Here is a 17,484-nt window from a genome sequence, read left to right as displayed (position 1 = left end):
CATAAACACCACTCAGTCTTATTTAATTTTTTCCATCCAGAACAGTGGAATAATCGAGAAAAGTTAAAACAAAATAAACTGAAAACACAAAACCCGCAAAAGCGGGTTTGAATGGCTAAGCGGCAAGAATATGTTGGTTCCCCAGAAAAAATTTCCTTTAATGCAAAAGCCCCCTTTTGCGGACGCATAGCGTTTAGCGCAAAATACGTTCCTGCTTCGCCGCCTGAGTCCAGTCTTTGAACGCCTCCAACAGCAGATCATAAAGCCGTTCATCACTCAGGGTGGAGAAGTCATCGACAGCAAAGAAGTGGCTGTTATTGATACGACGATCAGTAAGGCTCTCTAACTCCGCGAGTATTCCATAATCTCGGCCGCCGAGACCGACAAACTTCCAGAAGATCGGATAATGAGACGAGCGAGATATCGCATCCTTGATCGCACGGGTTCTGCTGATATTGCCTTCTGTAATAAACACCACGTAGACAGGTAAATCACAGTGCTCAAAAGTCTTGATAATCTCTTCGAGTATAGGGGGTTCATTATTACTGTATCCCAGTCCAGGTAGGACTTCTGACTCATCAATTCTGTCAGAATTGCGGATGCCTGCCACATACCCTTCAAGATTATCCAATGTCACATTCGGATACTTACGATGCTTATTCGCAAATCCCCACATCTCCATATTATCCACACCCTCTAACTGCATCGCCAAGACAGCTGCGCGTTCAAGCATCGCCTGAACATTGCCGTTCGTGAATGCGTCCGCCAGGGAACCTGAGGCCCCCACTACAAAGACCACTTTCGCCCTGGCTGACTGAAGATTGTGTTTGGTCAAACAGACGGTGGCCGTTTTCGCCAGGCTGATGAGACGCGGCGCTTTTTCCTGAATACGTTTTTCAAGGCTGACCGTAGTGATGACTGGCGCAGGAACCGGCGAGGGAGACGAAACATCGACACCAAAGTTGACAGCCAGCGGCTCAAGACCGCCATTGAAACCTTGTCCTGTCGCTCTTAACTTCCAGCCGCTGTTATGGCGATACACTTCGCCGAGGATGAGCGCTTTTTCGCTGCGATCGGCGAGCGGGACATTGAAAACGGCAACGCCTTCGACATTTAACTGGATCTGCTGCAAACCGGAAATGGACTCCGGGCCATCGATGACCAGCGTAATCGCAATCTTTGTGATGTCGGCATCGATCTTACTCAGATCCAGAGAAAACAGGCTGCGCTCTCCGGATGTCGTCAGACTCAGGCTGCCATTTGGAGCGGCGGGCTGGTTGAAGAAGATGAAATCGTCATCTCCTCTGACTTTGTTATGTGCTGTGAGCATGAAGGCGGAAGCATCGACATCACTGCCGAAAGTTGCTGCCTTGGGATAAGAAACGGTGATGCGTAGTAGGTTCTGTGTCAGGGCAATGTTTTGTCCGGATTGCAATTCCATTTTGACCATCCTGTGTATTTGAGAATAACTGTGCCCGCAGGCTGCATTCCTCATAAATACAAAAAAGCCCCGCGGTATAACCAGCGGGGCTGTCAGACTTACGCGCGATTTAGATGTTCACGCCATGCTGAGATGCCAGTGCGGACAGGCCGCCAGCAAAGCCCTGACCGACGGCTTTGAATTTCCATTCTGAATTGTTGCGATACAACTCACCAAACACCATCGCCGTTTCGGTGGACGCATCTTCAGACAAGTCGAAACGGGCAATTTCGGTACCGTTATCGTTGTTGAATACACGCATGAAGCTGTTGCTGACCATACCGAAGTTTTGTTTACGTGCTTCTGCATCGTAAATCGTTACGGCGAAGACCAGTTTTTTTACTTCAGCTGGGATTTTGGACAGATCGATTTTGACCTGTTCATCATCGCCGTCACCTGCGCCGGTACGGTTGTCACCCATGTGAGTCACGGAACCGCAGGTGCTGGTTTTGTTGTTGAAGAAGATGAAGCTCGCATCAGAAATGACTTTACCGTCATCACCGACCATGAACACTGAGGCGTCGAGATCAAACTCTGCGCCGTCTGTTACGCGTGCATCCCAGCCGAGACCGACCATGGCCACATTCATGGTTGGGGCTTCTTTAGTTAAGGATACGTTGCCGCCTTTAATCAGAGAAACTGCCATTTAAAACTCCTGTAATACGTTATGTTCATTACAGCAGGTAGCACAATGCCACCTGCCGGGTTGCATAAAACTTGCTTAATTACGAAGCGTTGATGCCGTACTGTGCACACACAGAGCTCAAACCGCCCGCATAACCCTGACCCACCGCGCGGAATTTCCACTCGGTGTTATGACGATACAGCTCACCAAACAGCATCGCTGTTTCGGTTGAGGCATCTTCGGTCAGATCGTAACGCGCCACTTCCTGGTGGTTGTCGTCATTCACCAAACGGATGAATGCGCCAGAAACCTGGCCGAAACTTTGACGACGTACTGTCGCATCATGGATGGTCACCACGAAGACGATCTTATCGACTTCAGCAGGGATCTGATCCAGTTTGATTTTCAGTGCTTCATCATCGCCATCGCCTTCACCGGTACGGTTGTCGCCGGTGTGCAGGACGGAACCGTCGGTAGATTTCAGGTTGTTGTAGAAGATGAAGTCTGCGTCACCGCGCACTTTACCTGCGCTGGTCAGCAGGAAGGCAGAAGCATCCAGGTCGAAATCCTGGCCGTCAGTTGAGCGGGCATCCCACCCCAAACCGATCAGCACATTTTTCATTGTTGGTGCTTCTTTGCTTAAAGAAACATTACCGCCTTTAGAGAGTGAAACGCCCATAATAATAGCCTCTATAGTTAACGTTAATTTTCAAGCGGGAAGGCAAGGGCTTAGCCCTGCTTGCCTTCCTCTGCATCAGATTTTCCAGGGAACAATACGCTGACGATGATACCCACAGCCAGCACGCCCAGAACAACAAACAGACTTGCGTTAGCAGAAATATTGTAACCGTGATGCCACAGATGGTCAGTTGCGTTAAGACCCAGTTTCACACCGATGAAGAACAGCAGCACGATAACCGCTTTCTCAAGGTGCGCCAGGTACTGTTTCAGCGCTTCCAGTACGAAGTACATCGTACGCAGACCAAGGATGGCGAACATCATGGCGCTGTAAACGATCAGCGGTTCACGGCTTACGGCGATAACCGCAGGAACGGAGTCAAATGCGAACATGACGTCAGACAACTCCACCACGGCCAGACATAGCATCAGCGGTGTTGCGTACAGCGCAGCTTTCCCTACGCGACCGACTTTAATGTCTTTGTTCTCAGGTTTCGCGAGTTCCGCGTCAACTTCCTTCTGGCTTAACAGGAAGGCATGTCCTTTCAGTTTTGGCCAGATGGGGAAGAAGCGTTTCACCATACGATATGCGATGTGCTGAGAATAATCTTCGATCTCGTCATCATCCCCGCCGCTTTTGAGCATCATCACTGCCGTCCACAATACGACGACCGCAAAGACAATCTCGACCCACGGACCCAGTGTAAGCAGGCTCGCACCGATGGCCACAAAAATACCGCGGAAGACAATTGCCCCGATCACGCCCCAGTAAAGAACGCGGTGACGCAGGTTATCCGGTACGGCAAACCACGAGAAGATAGCCATCATGACAAACAGGTTATCAACCGACAGGACTTTCTCCAGCGCATAACCGGTGATAAACAGGCTGGCCACTTCAGAGCCGTGATGAATATAGAGGAAACCGGCAAATGCCATCGCCACGACGATCCAGAAGACCGTCCAGAGCGCAGCACTTTTCAGCGAAATCGGCTTGTCATGACGATGCATGAACAGGTCGATGAAGATCGCACCGAGTGCCAGAACAACAAATACCGTGACGGTTTCAGCCGGGAAACCGATATGCGTGGATACCATAAATAGCCCTTAAGCCAGAGTGTTAAAATTAAAGACCGAATTCGGCCGGGGTGAAACCTAATGCCAGAGCAATTTCGCGGACTGCAGTTTGTTCGTCCTGATCGAAGTCACCGTCGCTTTTCGCCACGGCGATACCGACGCGAACCGCCAGCTGTGCGGCTTCTGGCTGGCTTTTCAGCGCCAGAATATATTTCATGGTTTCGCCTTTACCGATTTCGTAATCGAAGCTGAAGCTGGTCACCAGTTCATTAAAGAACGCGATCACTTCTTTGGTTTCGAATACTTTCAGTTCAGGAGAGGCCTGAAGGAAGCCGATCATCTTTTGCTTTTCTTCAGAGCTCACGCCATTGCTGGAGACGGCGATGCGTGCGCACACGGCAACCGTACCCTGCATGAATTTTTTGTTTTTGAAACGGCCAACCTGTTTGGTCAGCTCGTCACGACCACTGTTGAATGCGCCTTTCACTTTGTCGAAGAAACTCATTTTTTCTGCCCTCGGATTATTAAAATTATGTTGAGTAACGCTACTATTTGGAGCCAGCTGACCAGCGAAAGCCCCAGCCAAGTGCGTTATCCATATCCTTATGGCCGCTGTAAAACTGGTTCAGACGCTCTACTTTGATCGTCCCGTTTTCGTTTACCAGACGGGCGATCGCACACATATTGTGGCGGTTCGATCCTTCGGTTAAGCGCGTTTCAATCGGCGGTTGTTCAGGAATGTGCATCGTGACCACACCGTCGGTTTTATCCCAGCTCGCCACGCCTTCGTAGATGAACGCGTAAATCAGGACTTCGCGAATTTTCTTCCACTCGCGACCATTGATGTGCAACCACTCGCCGTCGCGAACCTGACCGGTACGATCATCGCCCTGCAACTGAACGAAAGGCTCGGCGTTCAGGCGACCAAACGTGTTACCGAGCGCCTGGATGACGCCTTTGGTGCCGTCCTGCAATTCAACAAATGCCCCTAAATCGAGGTCAATGCCTTTGGATTTGTTGAACATACCGCCGAACATGCCCCCGCCGGAACCGGTGTTGCTTTCCTGATTCCAGTTGAGGTTAATTTTGATTTCGCCAAAGTTATCCCGCTTCGCCAGACTGATGGTCGGTTTTTCTTTGGTCAGTGACACTTTGCTCAGGCTAATTTTAGCAGGCGCAGGCGTCGGGGCTGGAGCGGGTGTGGGTGCCGGAGCGGGTGCATCTGAAATATCCACACCAAAATGCTCGGCCAGCGGTTTCAGGCCGCCGTTAAATCCCTGCGCAATGAAGCGGAATTTCCATTCTGCATTGCGGCGGTAGATTTCACCCAGAATCAGCGCAGCTTCCTGACGACCGTTAACATCGACATCGCCGGTCAGCAGCACGCTGCCGTTGTGCTCAACCTGAATCGTCAGACGTTTCAGGCCGGAAAGCGTCATGTTGCCGTCGCAGGTGGCCGTGAAAGCGAGCTTTTCGACGTCAGGACGCAGGCGATTAATGTCCACGGTAAACGCAGTATCGGTGCCTGCACCGGTAAGTTTTACGGACGCATCGTCATTGACGGGTTGGCCGTAAAACACCATGTCAGGATCGCCCTTCACTTTGCCTGTGGCATAAAGTCTGAAGGAAGATGCATCGACCGGGACGCCAGAAAGCACGCGCACCGTCAGAACCTGTGAAGGAATGGAGGCATTGCCTCCCGGCGTCATAGTCATTAGCGCACCACCGTAGCCACGATATCGGAATGCATGTCATCAATGGTGCGGCCGGTGGATGCTTTACCGTGCGCGGTGAAATCCCATTCGCCGTTGTTGCGCGAAAGCGACGCAATAATAATGCCGGTATGCGAGCCCTGCTCCGTCAGTTGATAACGGGCGAGTTCTTTACGGGATTGATCCACCACGCGGCAAAATGCGTTGTCGACTTCGTTGAAAGTCTGACCGCGGAAGCTGTTCACGGTGAACGCCAGATATTCCACCTGCGCAGGCAGGCGAGTCAGGTCAACGGTGATCACTTCATCATCGCCATCGCCTTCACCGGTCAGGTTGTCGCCCAAATGGACAACGGAGCCGCAGCTTGATTTCAGTTTGCGGAACCAGATGGTATCGATGGTCTGGCCTGCGCGGTCTAACAGCACGCATCCTGCGTCTAAATCAATTGAATCGTTACCGCCGCCACCTAAAAGACCACCCAGGAATCCTTTTTTCTTTTTTAAAGGATCCCAACCCAACCCGAACTGCAGTTGATTTAACGAAGACGTTTGTTTGCTGAGTGAAACAGTTTGGTTCTTGCTTAATGAAACCATTAGATATTCCTTCAGAGATAGGTTAAATCATTATTTTTTTTGAATCAGAATTCCATGTACTGAAAAATCATATCATGACGAAGTAGTTGCACAAGCCTCAATTTACTCCTAATTTGCCATTAAAATTCAACTCATTGATATAATTTATCTATTTTTGGATAATTTACGTTTTTTGACGTTAGCCGATAACAATATTCTGAGGAAAAACCACAAATTCTCAGCACAACCATATGAATCATGTTATGATTGACATGTTCAAAATCCCTACATAGACTCTCAGAGAATTCTTCTTCCCCACTTCATTTCTGGAATATATACACCGATGAGTCACGTAATTTGGTTAATGGAAGGTCTGTCGTCACAGCGCGACATTATTTTAGGCATCAAAGACTTTTTTAAATTCGAAAATAAAGATGTCACCGTCATTGCCTCTCATCGCCATCACAGAAATGAAATTCTTTCTCTGGCCGACATCGCACTTATCGAGCCGCCAGAGGACGAAGACCGTCTGGCATTTATTACCTCAACCGTCACTCAGTACGGCGTGAACGCCATTCATACTGGCCGCAACTGCCAGTGGTTTGAAACGCATCGCGCCGAAATTGTCGCCTCTGGCGTCACGCTCACCACCGGCGCGGTCAGCAACGCCATGTTTGAACTGGCCGACGATAAAGTGAATTTCGCCAGCGCCATGCAACAACACGGCCTGCCGGTTGTGCCCTCGATCCGCATCGAGTCAGCCGAGGAATTACGGGCGCATCTTGCCAACAACACCAGCGCTGAATCGCTTTCCGGCACCACCATGCTGTGCGTGAAACCCGTTGTCGGTATTTATGGCATGGGATTCTGGCGATTTGATGACAACGTCAGCCACATGGCGGCTTTTACACATCCGGACAGCCGCAAAGTGCGCCCGGATATGTATCTGCATGCAGTCGAACAGATGGAAACTTTTGAACCGCTGGTGTTAATGCCTTATTTGCCCGGTCCGGAATACTCTGTCGATATGCTGGTGGAGCGCGGAAAAGTCATCGCGGCCGTCGCCCGTCGTAAAGAAGGGGCGCTGCAATATCTCGAACAGTCTGGCCCGGCATATGAACTCGGCAAAATGTGCGCCGAAGTGATGCAGGCCGACGGGCTGGTGAATGTGCAAACCCGCAATAACGATCATGGGGAGCCGGTCTTGCTGGAAATTAATATGCGCCCCAGCGGCGGCATCGGTTATACCCGCCACAGCGGCGTCAATCTTCCCGGCCTTTTTGCCGCCCGTAAGCTCGGTCTGATGTCAGAAGCTCAGGCCATGAGCGCGGCAACCGGGAATTTCTCACAGGCCGTAGTACGGTCAATGACAGACGTGATCCCTTATAACACCACGCTCGACAACCTGTCTTCAGGACAAGGAAACGCATGATTATCCCCAACGCTGTTTATCGCCGTGAGCTTTCCGGTGGTACGCTGACCGTGACCCCGACCGGCGGACAGCATTCGCTGGAGGCTTTATTTGATATCGCCGAGCGCCGCAATCCTAAGCGCGCGTTTTTATTCGTCAGCAAAGTGCTCGGGCGGCATATTCCGATCGCCCCCTCCGTGATGCGCTCTGCCTATCGTCAGCTCGCCCTGCAAATTCCGTCGGATTTACCCGAGCCTGTGTTGTTTGTCGGCCTGGCGGAAACGGCGGTAGGATTGGGTGCTGGCGTCTATGATGAAGCCTTAAGCCGTTATAAAAATTCTGTGTATATGACGTCAACCCGCCATCCGGTGGCAGGCGATCTGCTGTGTGAATTTAAAGAAAATCACAGCCACGCGACAGATCATCTGCTCTATCACCCGGCGGATCCGGTCCTTCGCGCCCGCGTGCGGGATGCAAAAAGTCTGGTGCTGATCGATGACGAAGCCACCACCGGCAATACCTTTATCAATCTGCTGGAAGCTTTGCGTGCTGACGCCGGGCTTTCGCAGCTTGAGCGCGTGGTGACCGTCACGCTGACCGACTGGAGCGGCAACGCGATTGAGGCCAATTGCCCTCTGCCGGTGACGCCGGTTTCTCTGGTGCAAGGCGACTGGCACTGGGAAAGCAAACCGGATGCGCCGGTTCCGGTCATGCCCGCAGTGAACGTCACCGCAACCGGCAGCGTTGCCATCACGGGTAAACAGAGCTGGGGACGTCTCGGCATGCACGCTTCGGCGCGCGACCTGGGTAAAACCATCACCGCTGCCGCTGGCGAAAAAGTGCTTGTTTTAGGCTCGGGTGAATTTGTCTGGGAGCCACTGCTGCTGGCAGAACGCCTCGAAAAACTTGGCGCTGACGTGAAGTTCAGCTGCACCACACGTTCGCCGATTTCCACCGGCTATGCCATTCAATCCGCCATTGCCTTTACGGACAACTACGGGCTTGGCATTCCAAACTTTGTGTACAACGTTGCGCATCAGCGCTTCGACCGCATATTGCTGTGCGTGGAAACGCCCGCCGACAGCGTCGACACCTCCCTGCTTGATGCCCTGAAAAGCGTGGCGAATACCGTTGAGGTAGTGGTTTATGAAGGTGACTATTAATGAATAAGCCGGTCGTTTTTTCCGATCTGGACGATACGCTGTTTCAGACGCGCCGTAAGATGGTCGATGAACTGGCGCTGGAGCCGTTCCGTCCGGGCGCGCTGGATCGTTCAATGTCCGCGCGCAGTTTCATGACCGAAGAACAATCCATGCTGGTGGACTGGCTGCTCGAACATGCTGATTTTATTCCGGTTACCGCACGCGGCACAGAAGAAATCAGCCGCGTGACCATTCCGTTCAGCTCATGGGCGATTGCCACACACGGCGCGGTGATCCTCACCCCGCAGGGCGAGCCGGATGAAGAGTGGAAAGCACATATGCTGGAAAGTCTGGCGGCGTATCGTGAGCGCCTGCTCTCAATGCAGCAGGGCATCACCGAACTGATGGCTAAGCGCAATATCAGCGGCTGGGCGCGCATTAATTACGAATATGGCGACACGCCGGTGTATCTGGTGATGAAGCACACCGACAGCACCCGCCTCGAAGAGCTGTATACCATCGGAAAAGAGATCGAAGCCACATTCTCTACGGAAGGTTTTTACATTCACCGCAACAGCAACAACATTGCGTGGTTGCCAGCACCGGTCGAAAAAGGCCTGGCGACGCAGTTCCTGCTGAAAAAATTGCGGGCAGAACGCGGCGTGTTCCCGGTCATCGGGCTCGGCGACAGCCTGAGCGATCACCGCTTTATGAAACTGTGTAACTGGTTTGGCATGCCACAACAGAGTCAGTTCGCTGAGGAAATTAATCAGAAAATTTTCGCAGAAAGTCATCACTCCGCCGGGGAGAAATAATATGCAGCCATTTACGCCATTTTCCGGCTCGTACCTGCCAGAAGACGTACACTTTCTCTTAACGCCGGTAGAAATGGAAATGACACCGGTTGAGCAAAAAGAACAGCTGATTCAGTCCGGTGAAAAGCACTATTCCGAGATGCTGAGTCAGGAACCCGAGCCAACCGCGTGGCATCTGGACTTATTTTCCCGCGCGCTGGATCAGGGCGCGGTCCGCCTGGCGAAAGAAGTGGTGATGCTGGCGAAAGCGCTGGCCGCCCGCTTTGGCGATACGCCGGTGGTGCTGGTCAGTCTGGTACGCGCTGGTGTGCCGCTGGGCGTGATGTTGCAGCAAACACTGCGGGCGATGGGCAAACAGTCTCACCATTACGGCGTGAGCATAATCCGCGATCGTGGCATCGACGAAACAGCGATGGACTGGATTGAAACGCAACACGGTACCGAAGGCATCGTATTTGTCGATGGCTGGACCGGCAAAGGGGCGATCACCGGCGAACTGCGCCGCTCGCTCGCCTCGCGTAGCGGCTATCCGCAAGATCCGCGTCTGGTGGTGCTGGCCGACCCGTGCGGCGTGTCCTGGCTTTCCGCCAGTGACGACGACTGGCTTATCCCGTTTGGCATCATGGGCGCACCGGTTTCCGGGCTCATTTCCCGCTCGATTTGGTCATCCGTGGGGCTGCATGGCTGCGTGAAGTGCGATCACCTGAGTGAATTTGAGTGCAGCCGCCTGCTGGTCGATACCGTGGCCGACTGCCGTAACGCGTTGGATCTCGATGCCATTCCTGCCAGCCCATGGTTACCGGAAAATTACGTACATCTGAAAACGCAGAGCGAACGGGTGATTGCTTCGCTGGCGGCCGAATACGACATTTCGAGCATCAACCGGATTAAGCCGGGCATCGCTGAGGCCACGCGCGCCGTGCTTCGCCGGGTGCCGGAGCACGTTCTGGTGCGATCCGTCAACGATCCGGACGTCGCGCTGCTGGTCTATCTGGCACGTGAAAAAAACATCACCATCACTGAAGTCGGTGACCGCATCGGCCAGTACCGCGCCGTCACCATTATCAAAAAGGTTCACTGATGACAAAGAGACTATCTCCCTACCGGCTGGGCGCTACGCTTTACATGCCCGCCACCCGTAACGATATTGCGGGCAGCATTCTGAACAATCAAATCGACGGGCTGCGTTCCATCGTTATCTGTCTGGAAGATGCGGTCAGCGATGCCGACGTTCCTGCGGCGCTGCAAAATCTCCGACAAATTCTGGTCGCGCTGAAATCCGCGAAGGACGCCGGTCTGGGTGCAGACTGGCCGCTGGTATTTATCCGTCCGCGTGACCCCGAGATGGGTAAATTCCTCACCGAAACGGAAGATCTCACCCCTGCTGACGGGTTGGTATTACCGAAGTTCACGCTGGAATCGCTGCCGGTCTGGTGGGACATCATGAAAGACACGCACCTGTGCATGATGCCGACGCTGGAAACCGAAGATGTGTTTGACGTGATGCAAATGCGCAAGCTCGCGACGGCGCTGCTGGAGCATCCGTGCCATTCACGTATTATCGCGCTGCGTATTGGCGGTAACGATCTGATGAACGTGATTTCGCTGCGCCGCCCGCGCAATCTCACGCTTTATGACAGCCCGATGGGTTACGTGATTAAAATGCTGGTCGCGGTGTTTGGCTCGCGTGATTTCGCGCTGACCTCACCGGTGTGTGAGCACATTGACGATCACGACGTGATGGAAAAAGAGCTGGCGCTGGATATGGCGCACGGGCTGGTAGGCAAAACGGCTATCCATCCGAATCAGATCGCCAAAATCGAACGTGCGCTGATGGTCACGTCTGCCGATCACGCCGATGCGCTGCGCATTCTGAACTCCAGTCAGGCGGTCTTTAAATCTCAGGGCGCGATGTGCGAACCTGCGACCCATCGCCGCTGGGCAGCACGCGTGCTCGAACAGGCGCAAATTTACGGCATTGCGCAGGAAGAAACGCAGGATGGCGTCCGGTTTTTCACGGCCAACCACCTGAATTAAGCATTTTCTCACAGGTTGATTTACCTGATGTTGAGGAAACCCCTGCTAGGATTTTCGGCCCTGCAGGCGCCATGGAAAGGTAGTAAGAAGGGAAACACATGAAGATAACCCGAATTTTCCATGCACCATCGCCCATTAAACGACGACAGGCACTGACTAACCATGCAACTCAGCACAAAACAAGCACGTATTTTCCGACTGGCGCAATTACTCGGTAACACCCAACCGGTGTCGGCGACAAGAATCATCACCGAGCTTGGCTGTTCCGAACCCACGCTGACCAGGGCGTTAAAGGAAATACGCGAAACTTATTCTGCTGAAATTAAGTACAGTAAGGCCACGCATTCTTATCAACTGACCGGACAAGGCACGCTGGATAAAAAGGTCTTACGCCAGATGAGTCAGGCGCTACAGTCCAGCGATGATCACAAAAGCAGCGACACCGTCAGCCACGTCTCGCTGGATAAAGAAAAGAAGAAGCCGGTATCGCTTTCGTTGCGTATGTCCGTTTTGCGCAAAATCGACCGTCTGGCAATGCTGGTGGACACGTCGCGCAGCGATGCCGTTGAAATGCTGGTTGATCGCTGCATGTCTGACTTAATGACTGCGCTGCGTCAGCCGCAGACAACGCTGCAAAAATAACCCGAATGCTTTCTGCACCGTTCTAAAGCATTGACCGGAACGGTGCAAAGTCCTCATCGACAATATTTACAACATCACTTTCGCCGCCATTTCCCGACTGTAATCACGGCTGGCGTCTACCAGCACGCGAGTGTAATCCTGCGCAATATCGCCGCGAAGCAGCGCATCCGTCTCCAGCGTCTCGAGAATTTTTCCAAACTTCATCACCGCAACGCGCTGGCAGAGATGGGCAATAACGCCCAAATCGTGCGTCACCATCAGATACGTCAGCCCTTCCTCTTTTTGAAGATCGAACAACAAATTGAGGATTTCCGCCTGCACTGAAACATCCAGCGCAGAGGTCGGTTCATCGAGCAGCAAGACGCGCGGTTTTAGGATCAACGCGCGGGCGATAGCGACGCGCTGCCGCTGACCGCCGGAAAGCTGATGCGGATAACGGCTGCGAAAACCGCGGTTCAGGCCGACTTTCTCCAGAATAGAATTGATGCGCCGGTCGCGCTGGTCGATGCGGTGAATTTGCAGCGGCTCTTCCAGAATGTCGCCAATCGTGTGGCGCGGGTGCAGCGAACCGTAAGGATCCTGAAACACCATTCGCACCAGACGGCAGCGGTCCCGGCCAATTTTGTGCTCGAGTTGCTGCCCGTCGATTTCCAGCTCGCCCTTCCAGTGAGTGAACAACCCAGCCAGACATTTCAGTACCGTGGTTTTGCCCGAACCGGATTCACCGACCAGCCCGAAAATCTCCCCCTCGCGCACGGCAATGTTCACGTCCGTCAGCACCTGTGTGGTTTTCGCCCCCTCACCAAACGTGAGGTTCAGATTGCGAACGTCGATCATGGTTTTTACTGACATTTCAGTCTCCTTAATCGGTCAGCCAGCTGGCCTGACGTTGCATCACCGGCAGCGGATAACGGCGGTTATCCATGTCCGGCAGCGCATTCAGCAGTCCACGCGTATACGGGTGCTGCGCATTATCCAGTTCGGTCGCAGCGATGGACTCCACTACCCTGCCAGCGTACATCACCAGTACGCGGTCACAGAAACTGCGCACCAGATTGATGTCGTGACTGATAAAAATCAGCCCCAGACCGCGCGTTTTCACCAGATCGTCGAGCAGCGCCAGCACCTGCAAACGAACGGAGACGTCGAGCGCTGACGTCGGTTCGTCGGCAATGACCATTTCGGGGTCGGTAATAAGCATCATGGCGATCATGATGCGCTGCCCCTGCCCGCCCGAAATTTCGTGCGGATACAGGCCGTACACGCGTTCCGGTTCGCGAATACGGACCACATCGAGCATGTTTAACACTTTACGTTTGGCATCCTGATACGAGCAGGCGTGGTGTGAACGCCAGGCTTCGGCAATCTGGTCGCCGACGCACAGCACCGGATTCAGCGAGTATTTCGGATCCTGCATAATCATCGAGATGCGTTTTCCGCGCACCTGACGCATCTGCTTCGGCGTAGCATTCAGCAAATCCACATCGCCGAACTGCATTCTTTCGGCGGTAATTTTTGCTTTTGCCGGATGCAACTGAAGCAATGCGCGACCGACGGTAGATTTTCCCGAACCGGATTCACCGACAATCGCCAGTTTTTCCCGCCCGAGCTGAAAGGACACGCCGCGCACTGCCTGCGTGACCTGTCGGCCATTCACAAAGCTGACGTGCAGGTCGCGCACGTCGAGTAACGCCGGAGCGTCAGTCATTTCGGGGATCGAGGATGTCACGCAGGCCATCTCCTAAAAAGTTGAACGCAAGGCTGTTAATCAGGATCGCCAGACCGGGGATCGTTGCCACCCACCAGCACTCCATCATGTAGGTACGACCACTGGAAATCATCGCGCCCCATTCCGGATCCGGCGGCTGCGCACCGAGGCCAAGGAAGCCAAGACCGGCGGCAGTCAGAATAATGCCCGCCATATTCATGGTGATTCGGATGATGACCGACGGCAGGCACAGCGGCACAATGTGACGCCACAGCACACGCAGCGGAGAGGCGCCCTGCAAACGTACCGCCGAGATGAAATCGGCCTGACGCAGCGAGAGGGTTTCGGCTCGCGCCAGACGTGCAATCGGTGGCCACGCGGTGAGTGTAATGGCGATTACCACGTGCTCCAGCCCCGGACCGAGGGCGGCGACAAACGCCAGCGCCAGCACCAGACTCGGGAAAGAGATGAAAATATCCGTCACGCGCATCAGCACCATGTCGATTTTGCCGCCGAAATAACCGGCAGTGACGCCGAGCAGCAAACCAAGCGGACCCACGGTCACCGACACCAGCAGCACGATGTAAAGCGTGATCCGCGAGCCGTACACCAGACGGCTGAAAATGTCGCGACCAAACTCGTCGGTGCCGAACCAGTGCGCCGCCGACGGCGGGCTGAGCGCATTGTTTAAATCCTGCACCAGCGGATGGAACGGCGCGATCCATGGCGCAAACAGCGCCACAATCATCAGCACCAGCACAATCGCACCACCGATGGCAGTCAGCGGATTGCACGCCATCTGCCACAGAAAATGTGCGATACGGCCAAACGCCCGTTTCACGCGCTGACGTTTTTCATCGCCCGCGCTGAGCGTCACAGAATCGAGGGAAATCGTCATACTTTTGTCCTCGGGTCAAAGACCTGATACAGCAGATCAGAGAGCAAATTCAGCACCACGAAAATCATGCCGACCACCAGCACGCAGCCCATTACTGCATTCATGTCGCCCAGCATCAGGCTGCTGGTGAGATACGAACCGAAGCCCGGCCATGAGAAGACGGTTTCAATCAATACCGCACCTTCGAGCAGCGAACCGTAGGCCAGCGCGACCACGGTCAGCAACTGAACCAGGATGTTGCGAAACGCATGATTCCACAGCACATCCCATTCACTCAGCCCTTTGACGCGGGCGGTAATAATAAATTCCTGCGAGAGCTGAGCCAGCATAAAGCTGCGGGTCATGCGGCTGATGTAAGCCAGCGAATGAAAACCGAGCAAGGAGGCAGGCAAGATCAGGTGATTGAGTGCGTTGCGAAACACCTCCCAGTTACCGGCGATCAGCGAATCAATCAGCATAAAACCGCTGTGACGCGTCACCTGTCCGTCGAGGCTGAAATCCAGACGCCCCGCGCCACCCACCCATCCGAGCCAGGCGTAAAAGACCAAAAGTCCCATCATCCCGACCCAGAAAATCGGCGTGGAATAACCGGCCAGACTGATGATGCGCACCACATAATCCGCGACGCTGTTACGTTTCGCCGCAGCCAGTACGCCAAGCGGAATGCCGACGCCCGCGCCGAGAATGATCGCCAGCGTCGCCAGCTCCATTGTCGCCGGAAAGACGCGCAGAATGTCCTGCGTTACCGGTTTACCGGTTAACAGCGCATTGCCGAAATCACCGTGCGCCAGCCCGGACAGATAGATGCCAAACTGCGTCCACAGCGGTTTGTCGAAGCCCAGCTGGTGATAGACCTGCTGATAGGTGCTGTGGTCGGCATCCGGCCCGACAATCGCCAGTACCGGATCAACCGGCATGACGCGACCGATGAAAAACGTCAGCAGCAGCAGGCCGAACAACGTCACTGCCACCTGCACCAGCCGTTTGCCGATCCGACCTGCCGGAATACCCGACCGCCAGGTTTGCGTTTGCGTGGTCATAACCCTTTACCTCCGGCTGAAGGAGCTGTTGCCTGACTTTCATCTTTATAAACGTCACGCAGGAAAGTGGTAGCGGAAGGGTGCGGCAGATAATTTTTGACGTCCTTACGCACCACGATGGAATCGACCATCTGTGACAGTGGCACCAGCGCCGGGATCAGCGCGTCGTAGCGCTCCTGAATCGCGAAGTAATCTTGCTTTTGCTTTTCCGGATCGCGTTCGAGCAGCGCCTGATCAATATCCGTATTCAGCTGTTTATCGTAAAATCCGGTGCGCCAGCCCTGGAAATTGGTCAGGCGCGCGGCGTCATTGTTGTCAGGGTTATAGACCAGCGCCCGCAGGCTGGAGTGCGGATGGGGTTCCACACCACTGCCGCCACGCCCGACCAGCATGTCGAATTTTCGTTCGCGCATTGCGCCGTAAATCTGGTTCCCGGTGCCGGTAACGATTTTTGCGCGAATGCCCGCCTGCATCAGCGTGGACTGGACGGCAATGGCAATGTTGAGGAAGGGCTGATCGGCCAGTACCCGCAGCGTGGTATCAAAACCGTCCGGGTAACCGGCTTCTGCCAGCAAGGCTTTGGCGCGTGGGATATCCAGCCTGTAGCCCGGATCCGGCAACGTCGCGGGCATCCCGACCTGAATCGGACGCTGATGCACAATGCCGTAACCGGTCATCAGCGCTTTGCCGATACCCTGATAATCAATCAGATAGCGTACCGCCTCGCGCACTTTCGGGTTGGCAAAGTGCGGTTCCTTCATGCTCATCGCCACGTAATAAATGGTGCCTTTTTTCACCGTGTCGACGGTCATCGCCGGATCGTGGCTTAACGCGGTGACGTCGGAAACCGCCATGTTATTGGCAATGTCCAGATCACCCTTTTCGATCATCAGGCGCAGAGTTTGGGATTCCTGAAAATGGCGGAACACTACGCGGGTAAGACGCGGCTCACCGCGCCAGTACTGCGGATTGCGGCTCATGTTCAGCACGTCTTTTGCCTGCCAGCTGTCGAGGCGAAACGGCCCCGAACCGGCTTCGTTGGTCGTCAGCCAGCGGTTGCCCCAGTCGCCATTCACTTCATGCGCCTTGACGGTTTTACTGTCCAGCGCCACCACACTGCCCAGCGCGGCCAGCGAGTAAATCACCAGTTTCGGGTCATTGGGTTTGGGAAGCTGAATTTCGACAATACCCGGCGACGGCGTGCGCACCATCTCATCGACATTCTTTTTGGTGAAGCCGTAAGATTTCCATACCGATGCCTGCGCCAGATTCAGGTGAAGGATCCGGCGCATCGACCACACCAGATCTTCTGCCGTGACCGGATTTCCGGAGTGGAATTTCACGCCGTCGCGCAGATGAAATGTGATCAGATCCCGGGCATCGTTGACCTCCCAGGAGGTCGCCAGCGCCGGACGGACGTTGGTCAGCTCCTGAGGATCCAGTTCAATCAGCGGGTCATAGAGATTCACCACAATGCCGACGATGTCATTGCCGGTCATGGCGGCCGGATCGAGCGTCAGCAGGTTGTTCATGTTCATGCCGATAAGCAGCTGGTCGGGGGGCGTTTTCGCCTGTACCGCCCCGCCGCTCACCGTGAGCAGGAGCGCGAGGATCCACGCCCCGAGGGGTGTGCCTGTGTTCATGATTTAC

At 54.2% G+C, this 17,484-nt stretch carries 18 protein-coding genes; 6 read left to right on the top strand and 12 right to left on the bottom strand.

The features are described from left to right. Window positions 1-193: 193 nt before the first annotated feature. The 7 genes from TU92_RS00225 to TU92_RS00195 all read right to left on the bottom strand — a co-directional run bounded on the left by TU92_RS00225 (window position 194) and on the right by TU92_RS00195 (window position 6,162). Window positions 194-1,441 (bottom strand): VWA domain-containing protein, encoded by a 1,248-nt coding sequence (locus TU92_RS00225; protein WP_112163968.1) that lies wholly within the window; start codon window positions 1,439-1,441, stop codon window positions 194-196. 109 nt (window positions 1,442-1,550) lie between these two features. After that, entirely contained in the window at window positions 1,551-2,126 is a 576-nt protein-coding gene (locus tag TU92_RS00220; RefSeq protein ID WP_112163967.1) for a TerD family protein, read from the bottom strand. 79 nt (window positions 2,127-2,205) lie between these two features. Next, complete coding sequence (locus TU92_RS00215) at window positions 2,206-2,784, bottom strand: TerD family protein (protein ID WP_112163966.1); 579 nt, start codon at window positions 2,782-2,784, stop codon at window positions 2,206-2,208. A 50-nt stretch (window positions 2,785-2,834) separates the two neighbouring features. Beyond that, window positions 2,835-3,878, bottom strand: coding sequence for a TerC/Alx family metal homeostasis membrane protein (locus TU92_RS00210; protein ID WP_112163965.1), 1,044 nt, complete (start codon window positions 3,876-3,878; stop codon window positions 2,835-2,837). A gap of 28 nt (window positions 3,879-3,906) precedes the next feature. Beyond that, window positions 3,907-4,362 (bottom strand): tellurite resistance TerB family protein, encoded by a 456-nt coding sequence (locus tag TU92_RS00205; RefSeq protein ID WP_056779881.1) that lies wholly within the window; start codon window positions 4,360-4,362, stop codon window positions 3,907-3,909. Between the two features lie 43 nt (window positions 4,363-4,405). Next, window positions 4,406-5,572 carry a TerD family protein gene (locus TU92_RS00200; RefSeq protein WP_112163964.1) on the bottom strand — a complete coding sequence of 389 codons (1,167 nt, stop codon included), beginning with the start codon at window positions 5,570-5,572 and terminating at the stop codon, window positions 4,406-4,408. Then, window positions 5,572-6,162 carry a TerD family protein gene (locus TU92_RS00195; protein ID WP_112163963.1) on the bottom strand — a complete coding sequence of 197 codons (591 nt, stop codon included), beginning with the start codon at window positions 6,160-6,162 and terminating at the stop codon, window positions 5,572-5,574. Before TU92_RS00195 ends, TU92_RS00200 begins: the two co-directional genes overlap by 1 nt. A gap of 322 nt (window positions 6,163-6,484) precedes the next feature. On the opposite strand from TU92_RS00195, the gene TU92_RS00190 reads away from it, so the two are divergent. The 6 genes from TU92_RS00190 (at window position 6,485) to TU92_RS00165 (ending at window position 12,188) form a co-directional block, all read left to right on the top strand. Beyond that, complete coding sequence (locus TU92_RS00190) at window positions 6,485-7,573, top strand: ATP-grasp domain-containing protein (protein WP_112163962.1); 1,089 nt, start codon at window positions 6,485-6,487, stop codon at window positions 7,571-7,573. Further along, window positions 7,570-8,715, top strand: coding sequence for a phosphoribosyltransferase domain-containing protein (locus TU92_RS00185; RefSeq protein ID WP_112163961.1), 1,146 nt, complete (start codon window positions 7,570-7,572; stop codon window positions 8,713-8,715). Before TU92_RS00190 ends, TU92_RS00185 begins: the two co-directional genes overlap by 4 nt. Continuing rightward, entirely contained in the window at window positions 8,715-9,509 is a 795-nt protein-coding gene (locus TU92_RS00180; RefSeq protein ID WP_112163960.1) for an HAD family hydrolase, read from the top strand. Before TU92_RS00185 ends, TU92_RS00180 begins: the two co-directional genes overlap by 1 nt. A 1-nt stretch (window position 9,510) precedes the next feature. Further along, window positions 9,511-10,590, top strand: coding sequence for a cysteine protease StiP family protein (locus TU92_RS00175; protein ID WP_112163959.1), 1,080 nt, complete (start codon window positions 9,511-9,513; stop codon window positions 10,588-10,590). Next, the gene (locus TU92_RS00170) at window positions 10,590-11,546 is read left to right on the top strand and encodes an HpcH/HpaI aldolase/citrate lyase family protein (RefSeq protein ID WP_112163958.1); all 957 of its coding nucleotides are present in this window, start codon (window positions 10,590-10,592) and stop codon (window positions 11,544-11,546) included. Before TU92_RS00175 ends, TU92_RS00170 begins: the two co-directional genes overlap by 1 nt. Window positions 11,547-11,708: 162 nt before the next feature. Continuing rightward, window positions 11,709-12,188, top strand: coding sequence for an HTH domain-containing protein (locus TU92_RS00165; protein ID WP_112163957.1), 480 nt, complete (start codon window positions 11,709-11,711; stop codon window positions 12,186-12,188). A gap of 66 nt (window positions 12,189-12,254) precedes the next feature. On the opposite strand, the gene TU92_RS00160 is transcribed toward TU92_RS00165, so the two are convergent. From TU92_RS00160 to TU92_RS00140, 5 genes are read right to left on the bottom strand one after another with little or no spacing between them, the layout of a single operon-like run. Beyond that, window positions 12,255-13,025: an ABC transporter ATP-binding protein gene (locus TU92_RS00160; RefSeq protein ID WP_112164078.1), complete on the bottom strand. Its 771-nt coding sequence runs from the start codon at window positions 13,023-13,025 to the stop codon at window positions 12,255-12,257. Between the two features lie 25 nt (window positions 13,026-13,050). Beyond that, window positions 13,051-13,917, bottom strand: coding sequence for an ABC transporter ATP-binding protein (locus TU92_RS00155; protein WP_112164077.1), 867 nt, complete (start codon window positions 13,915-13,917; stop codon window positions 13,051-13,053). Then, window positions 13,889-14,794 carry an ABC transporter permease gene (locus TU92_RS00150; RefSeq protein ID WP_112163956.1) on the bottom strand — a complete coding sequence of 302 codons (906 nt, stop codon included), beginning with the start codon at window positions 14,792-14,794 and terminating at the stop codon, window positions 13,889-13,891. Before TU92_RS00150 ends, TU92_RS00155 begins: the two co-directional genes overlap by 29 nt. Continuing rightward, window positions 14,791-15,834 (bottom strand): ABC transporter permease, encoded by a 1,044-nt coding sequence (locus TU92_RS00145; RefSeq protein ID WP_112163955.1) that lies wholly within the window; start codon window positions 15,832-15,834, stop codon window positions 14,791-14,793. Before TU92_RS00145 ends, TU92_RS00150 begins: the two co-directional genes overlap by 4 nt. After that, the gene (locus tag TU92_RS00140; protein WP_112163954.1) at window positions 15,831-17,477 is read right to left on the bottom strand and encodes an ABC transporter substrate-binding protein; all 1,647 of its coding nucleotides are present in this window, start codon (window positions 17,475-17,477) and stop codon (window positions 15,831-15,833) included. Before TU92_RS00140 ends, TU92_RS00145 begins: the two co-directional genes overlap by 4 nt. Between the last annotated feature and the right edge of the window lie 7 nt (window positions 17,478-17,484).

The organism is Rahnella inusitata (genome assembly GCF_003263515.1).
Taxonomy (GTDB): domain Bacteria; phylum Pseudomonadota; class Gammaproteobacteria; order Enterobacterales; family Enterobacteriaceae; genus Rahnella; species Rahnella inusitata.
The sequence above is the reverse complement of the archived record's forward strand: the minus strand, read 5'-3'. Positions and strand labels throughout refer to the sequence as shown.

Bases quoted from the DNA above. Each gene is read 5' to 3' on its own strand.
- TU92_RS00225 (WP_112163968.1), bottom strand. From the start codon at position 1,441: ATGGAATTGCAATCCGGACAAAACATTGCCCTGACACAGAACCTACTA.
- TU92_RS00210 (WP_112163965.1), bottom strand. From the start codon at position 3,878: ATGGTATCCACGCATATCGGTTTCCCGGCTGAAACCGTCACGGTATTT.
- TU92_RS00185 (WP_112163961.1), top strand. From the start codon at position 7,570: ATGATTATCCCCAACGCTGTTTATCGCCGTGAGCTTTCCGGTGGTACG.
- TU92_RS00160 (WP_112164078.1), bottom strand. From the start codon at position 13,025: ATGATCGACGTTCGCAATCTGAACCTCACGTTTGGTGAGGGGGCGAAA.
- TU92_RS00180 (WP_112163960.1), top strand. From the start codon at position 8,715: ATGAATAAGCCGGTCGTTTTTTCCGATCTGGACGATACGCTGTTTCAG.
- TU92_RS00150 (WP_112163956.1), bottom strand. From the start codon at position 14,794: ATGACGATTTCCCTCGATTCTGTGACGCTCAGCGCGGGCGATGAAAAA.
- TU92_RS00195 (WP_112163963.1), bottom strand. From the start codon at position 6,162: ATGGTTTCATTAAGCAAGAACCAAACTGTTTCACTCAGCAAACAAACG.
- TU92_RS00215 (WP_112163966.1), bottom strand. From the start codon at position 2,784: ATGGGCGTTTCACTCTCTAAAGGCGGTAATGTTTCTTTAAGCAAAGAA.
- TU92_RS00220 (WP_112163967.1), bottom strand. From the start codon at position 2,126: ATGGCAGTTTCTCTGATTAAAGGCGGCAACGTATCCTTAACTAAAGAA.
- TU92_RS00205 (WP_056779881.1), bottom strand. From the start codon at position 4,362: ATGAGTTTCTTCGACAAAGTGAAAGGCGCATTCAACAGTGGTCGTGAC.
- TU92_RS00190 (WP_112163962.1), top strand. From the start codon at position 6,485: ATGAGTCACGTAATTTGGTTAATGGAAGGTCTGTCGTCACAGCGCGAC.
- TU92_RS00200 (WP_112163964.1), bottom strand. From the start codon at position 5,572: ATGACTATGACGCCGGGAGGCAATGCCTCCATTCCTTCACAGGTTCTG.
- TU92_RS00145 (WP_112163955.1), bottom strand. From the start codon at position 15,834: ATGACCACGCAAACGCAAACCTGGCGGTCGGGTATTCCGGCAGGTCGG.
- TU92_RS00165 (WP_112163957.1), top strand. From the start codon at position 11,709: ATGCAACTCAGCACAAAACAAGCACGTATTTTCCGACTGGCGCAATTA.
- TU92_RS00175 (WP_112163959.1), top strand. From the start codon at position 9,511: ATGCAGCCATTTACGCCATTTTCCGGCTCGTACCTGCCAGAAGACGTA.
- TU92_RS00140 (WP_112163954.1), bottom strand. From the start codon at position 17,477: ATGAACACAGGCACACCCCTCGGGGCGTGGATCCTCGCGCTCCTGCTC.
- TU92_RS00170 (WP_112163958.1), top strand. From the start codon at position 10,590: ATGACAAAGAGACTATCTCCCTACCGGCTGGGCGCTACGCTTTACATG.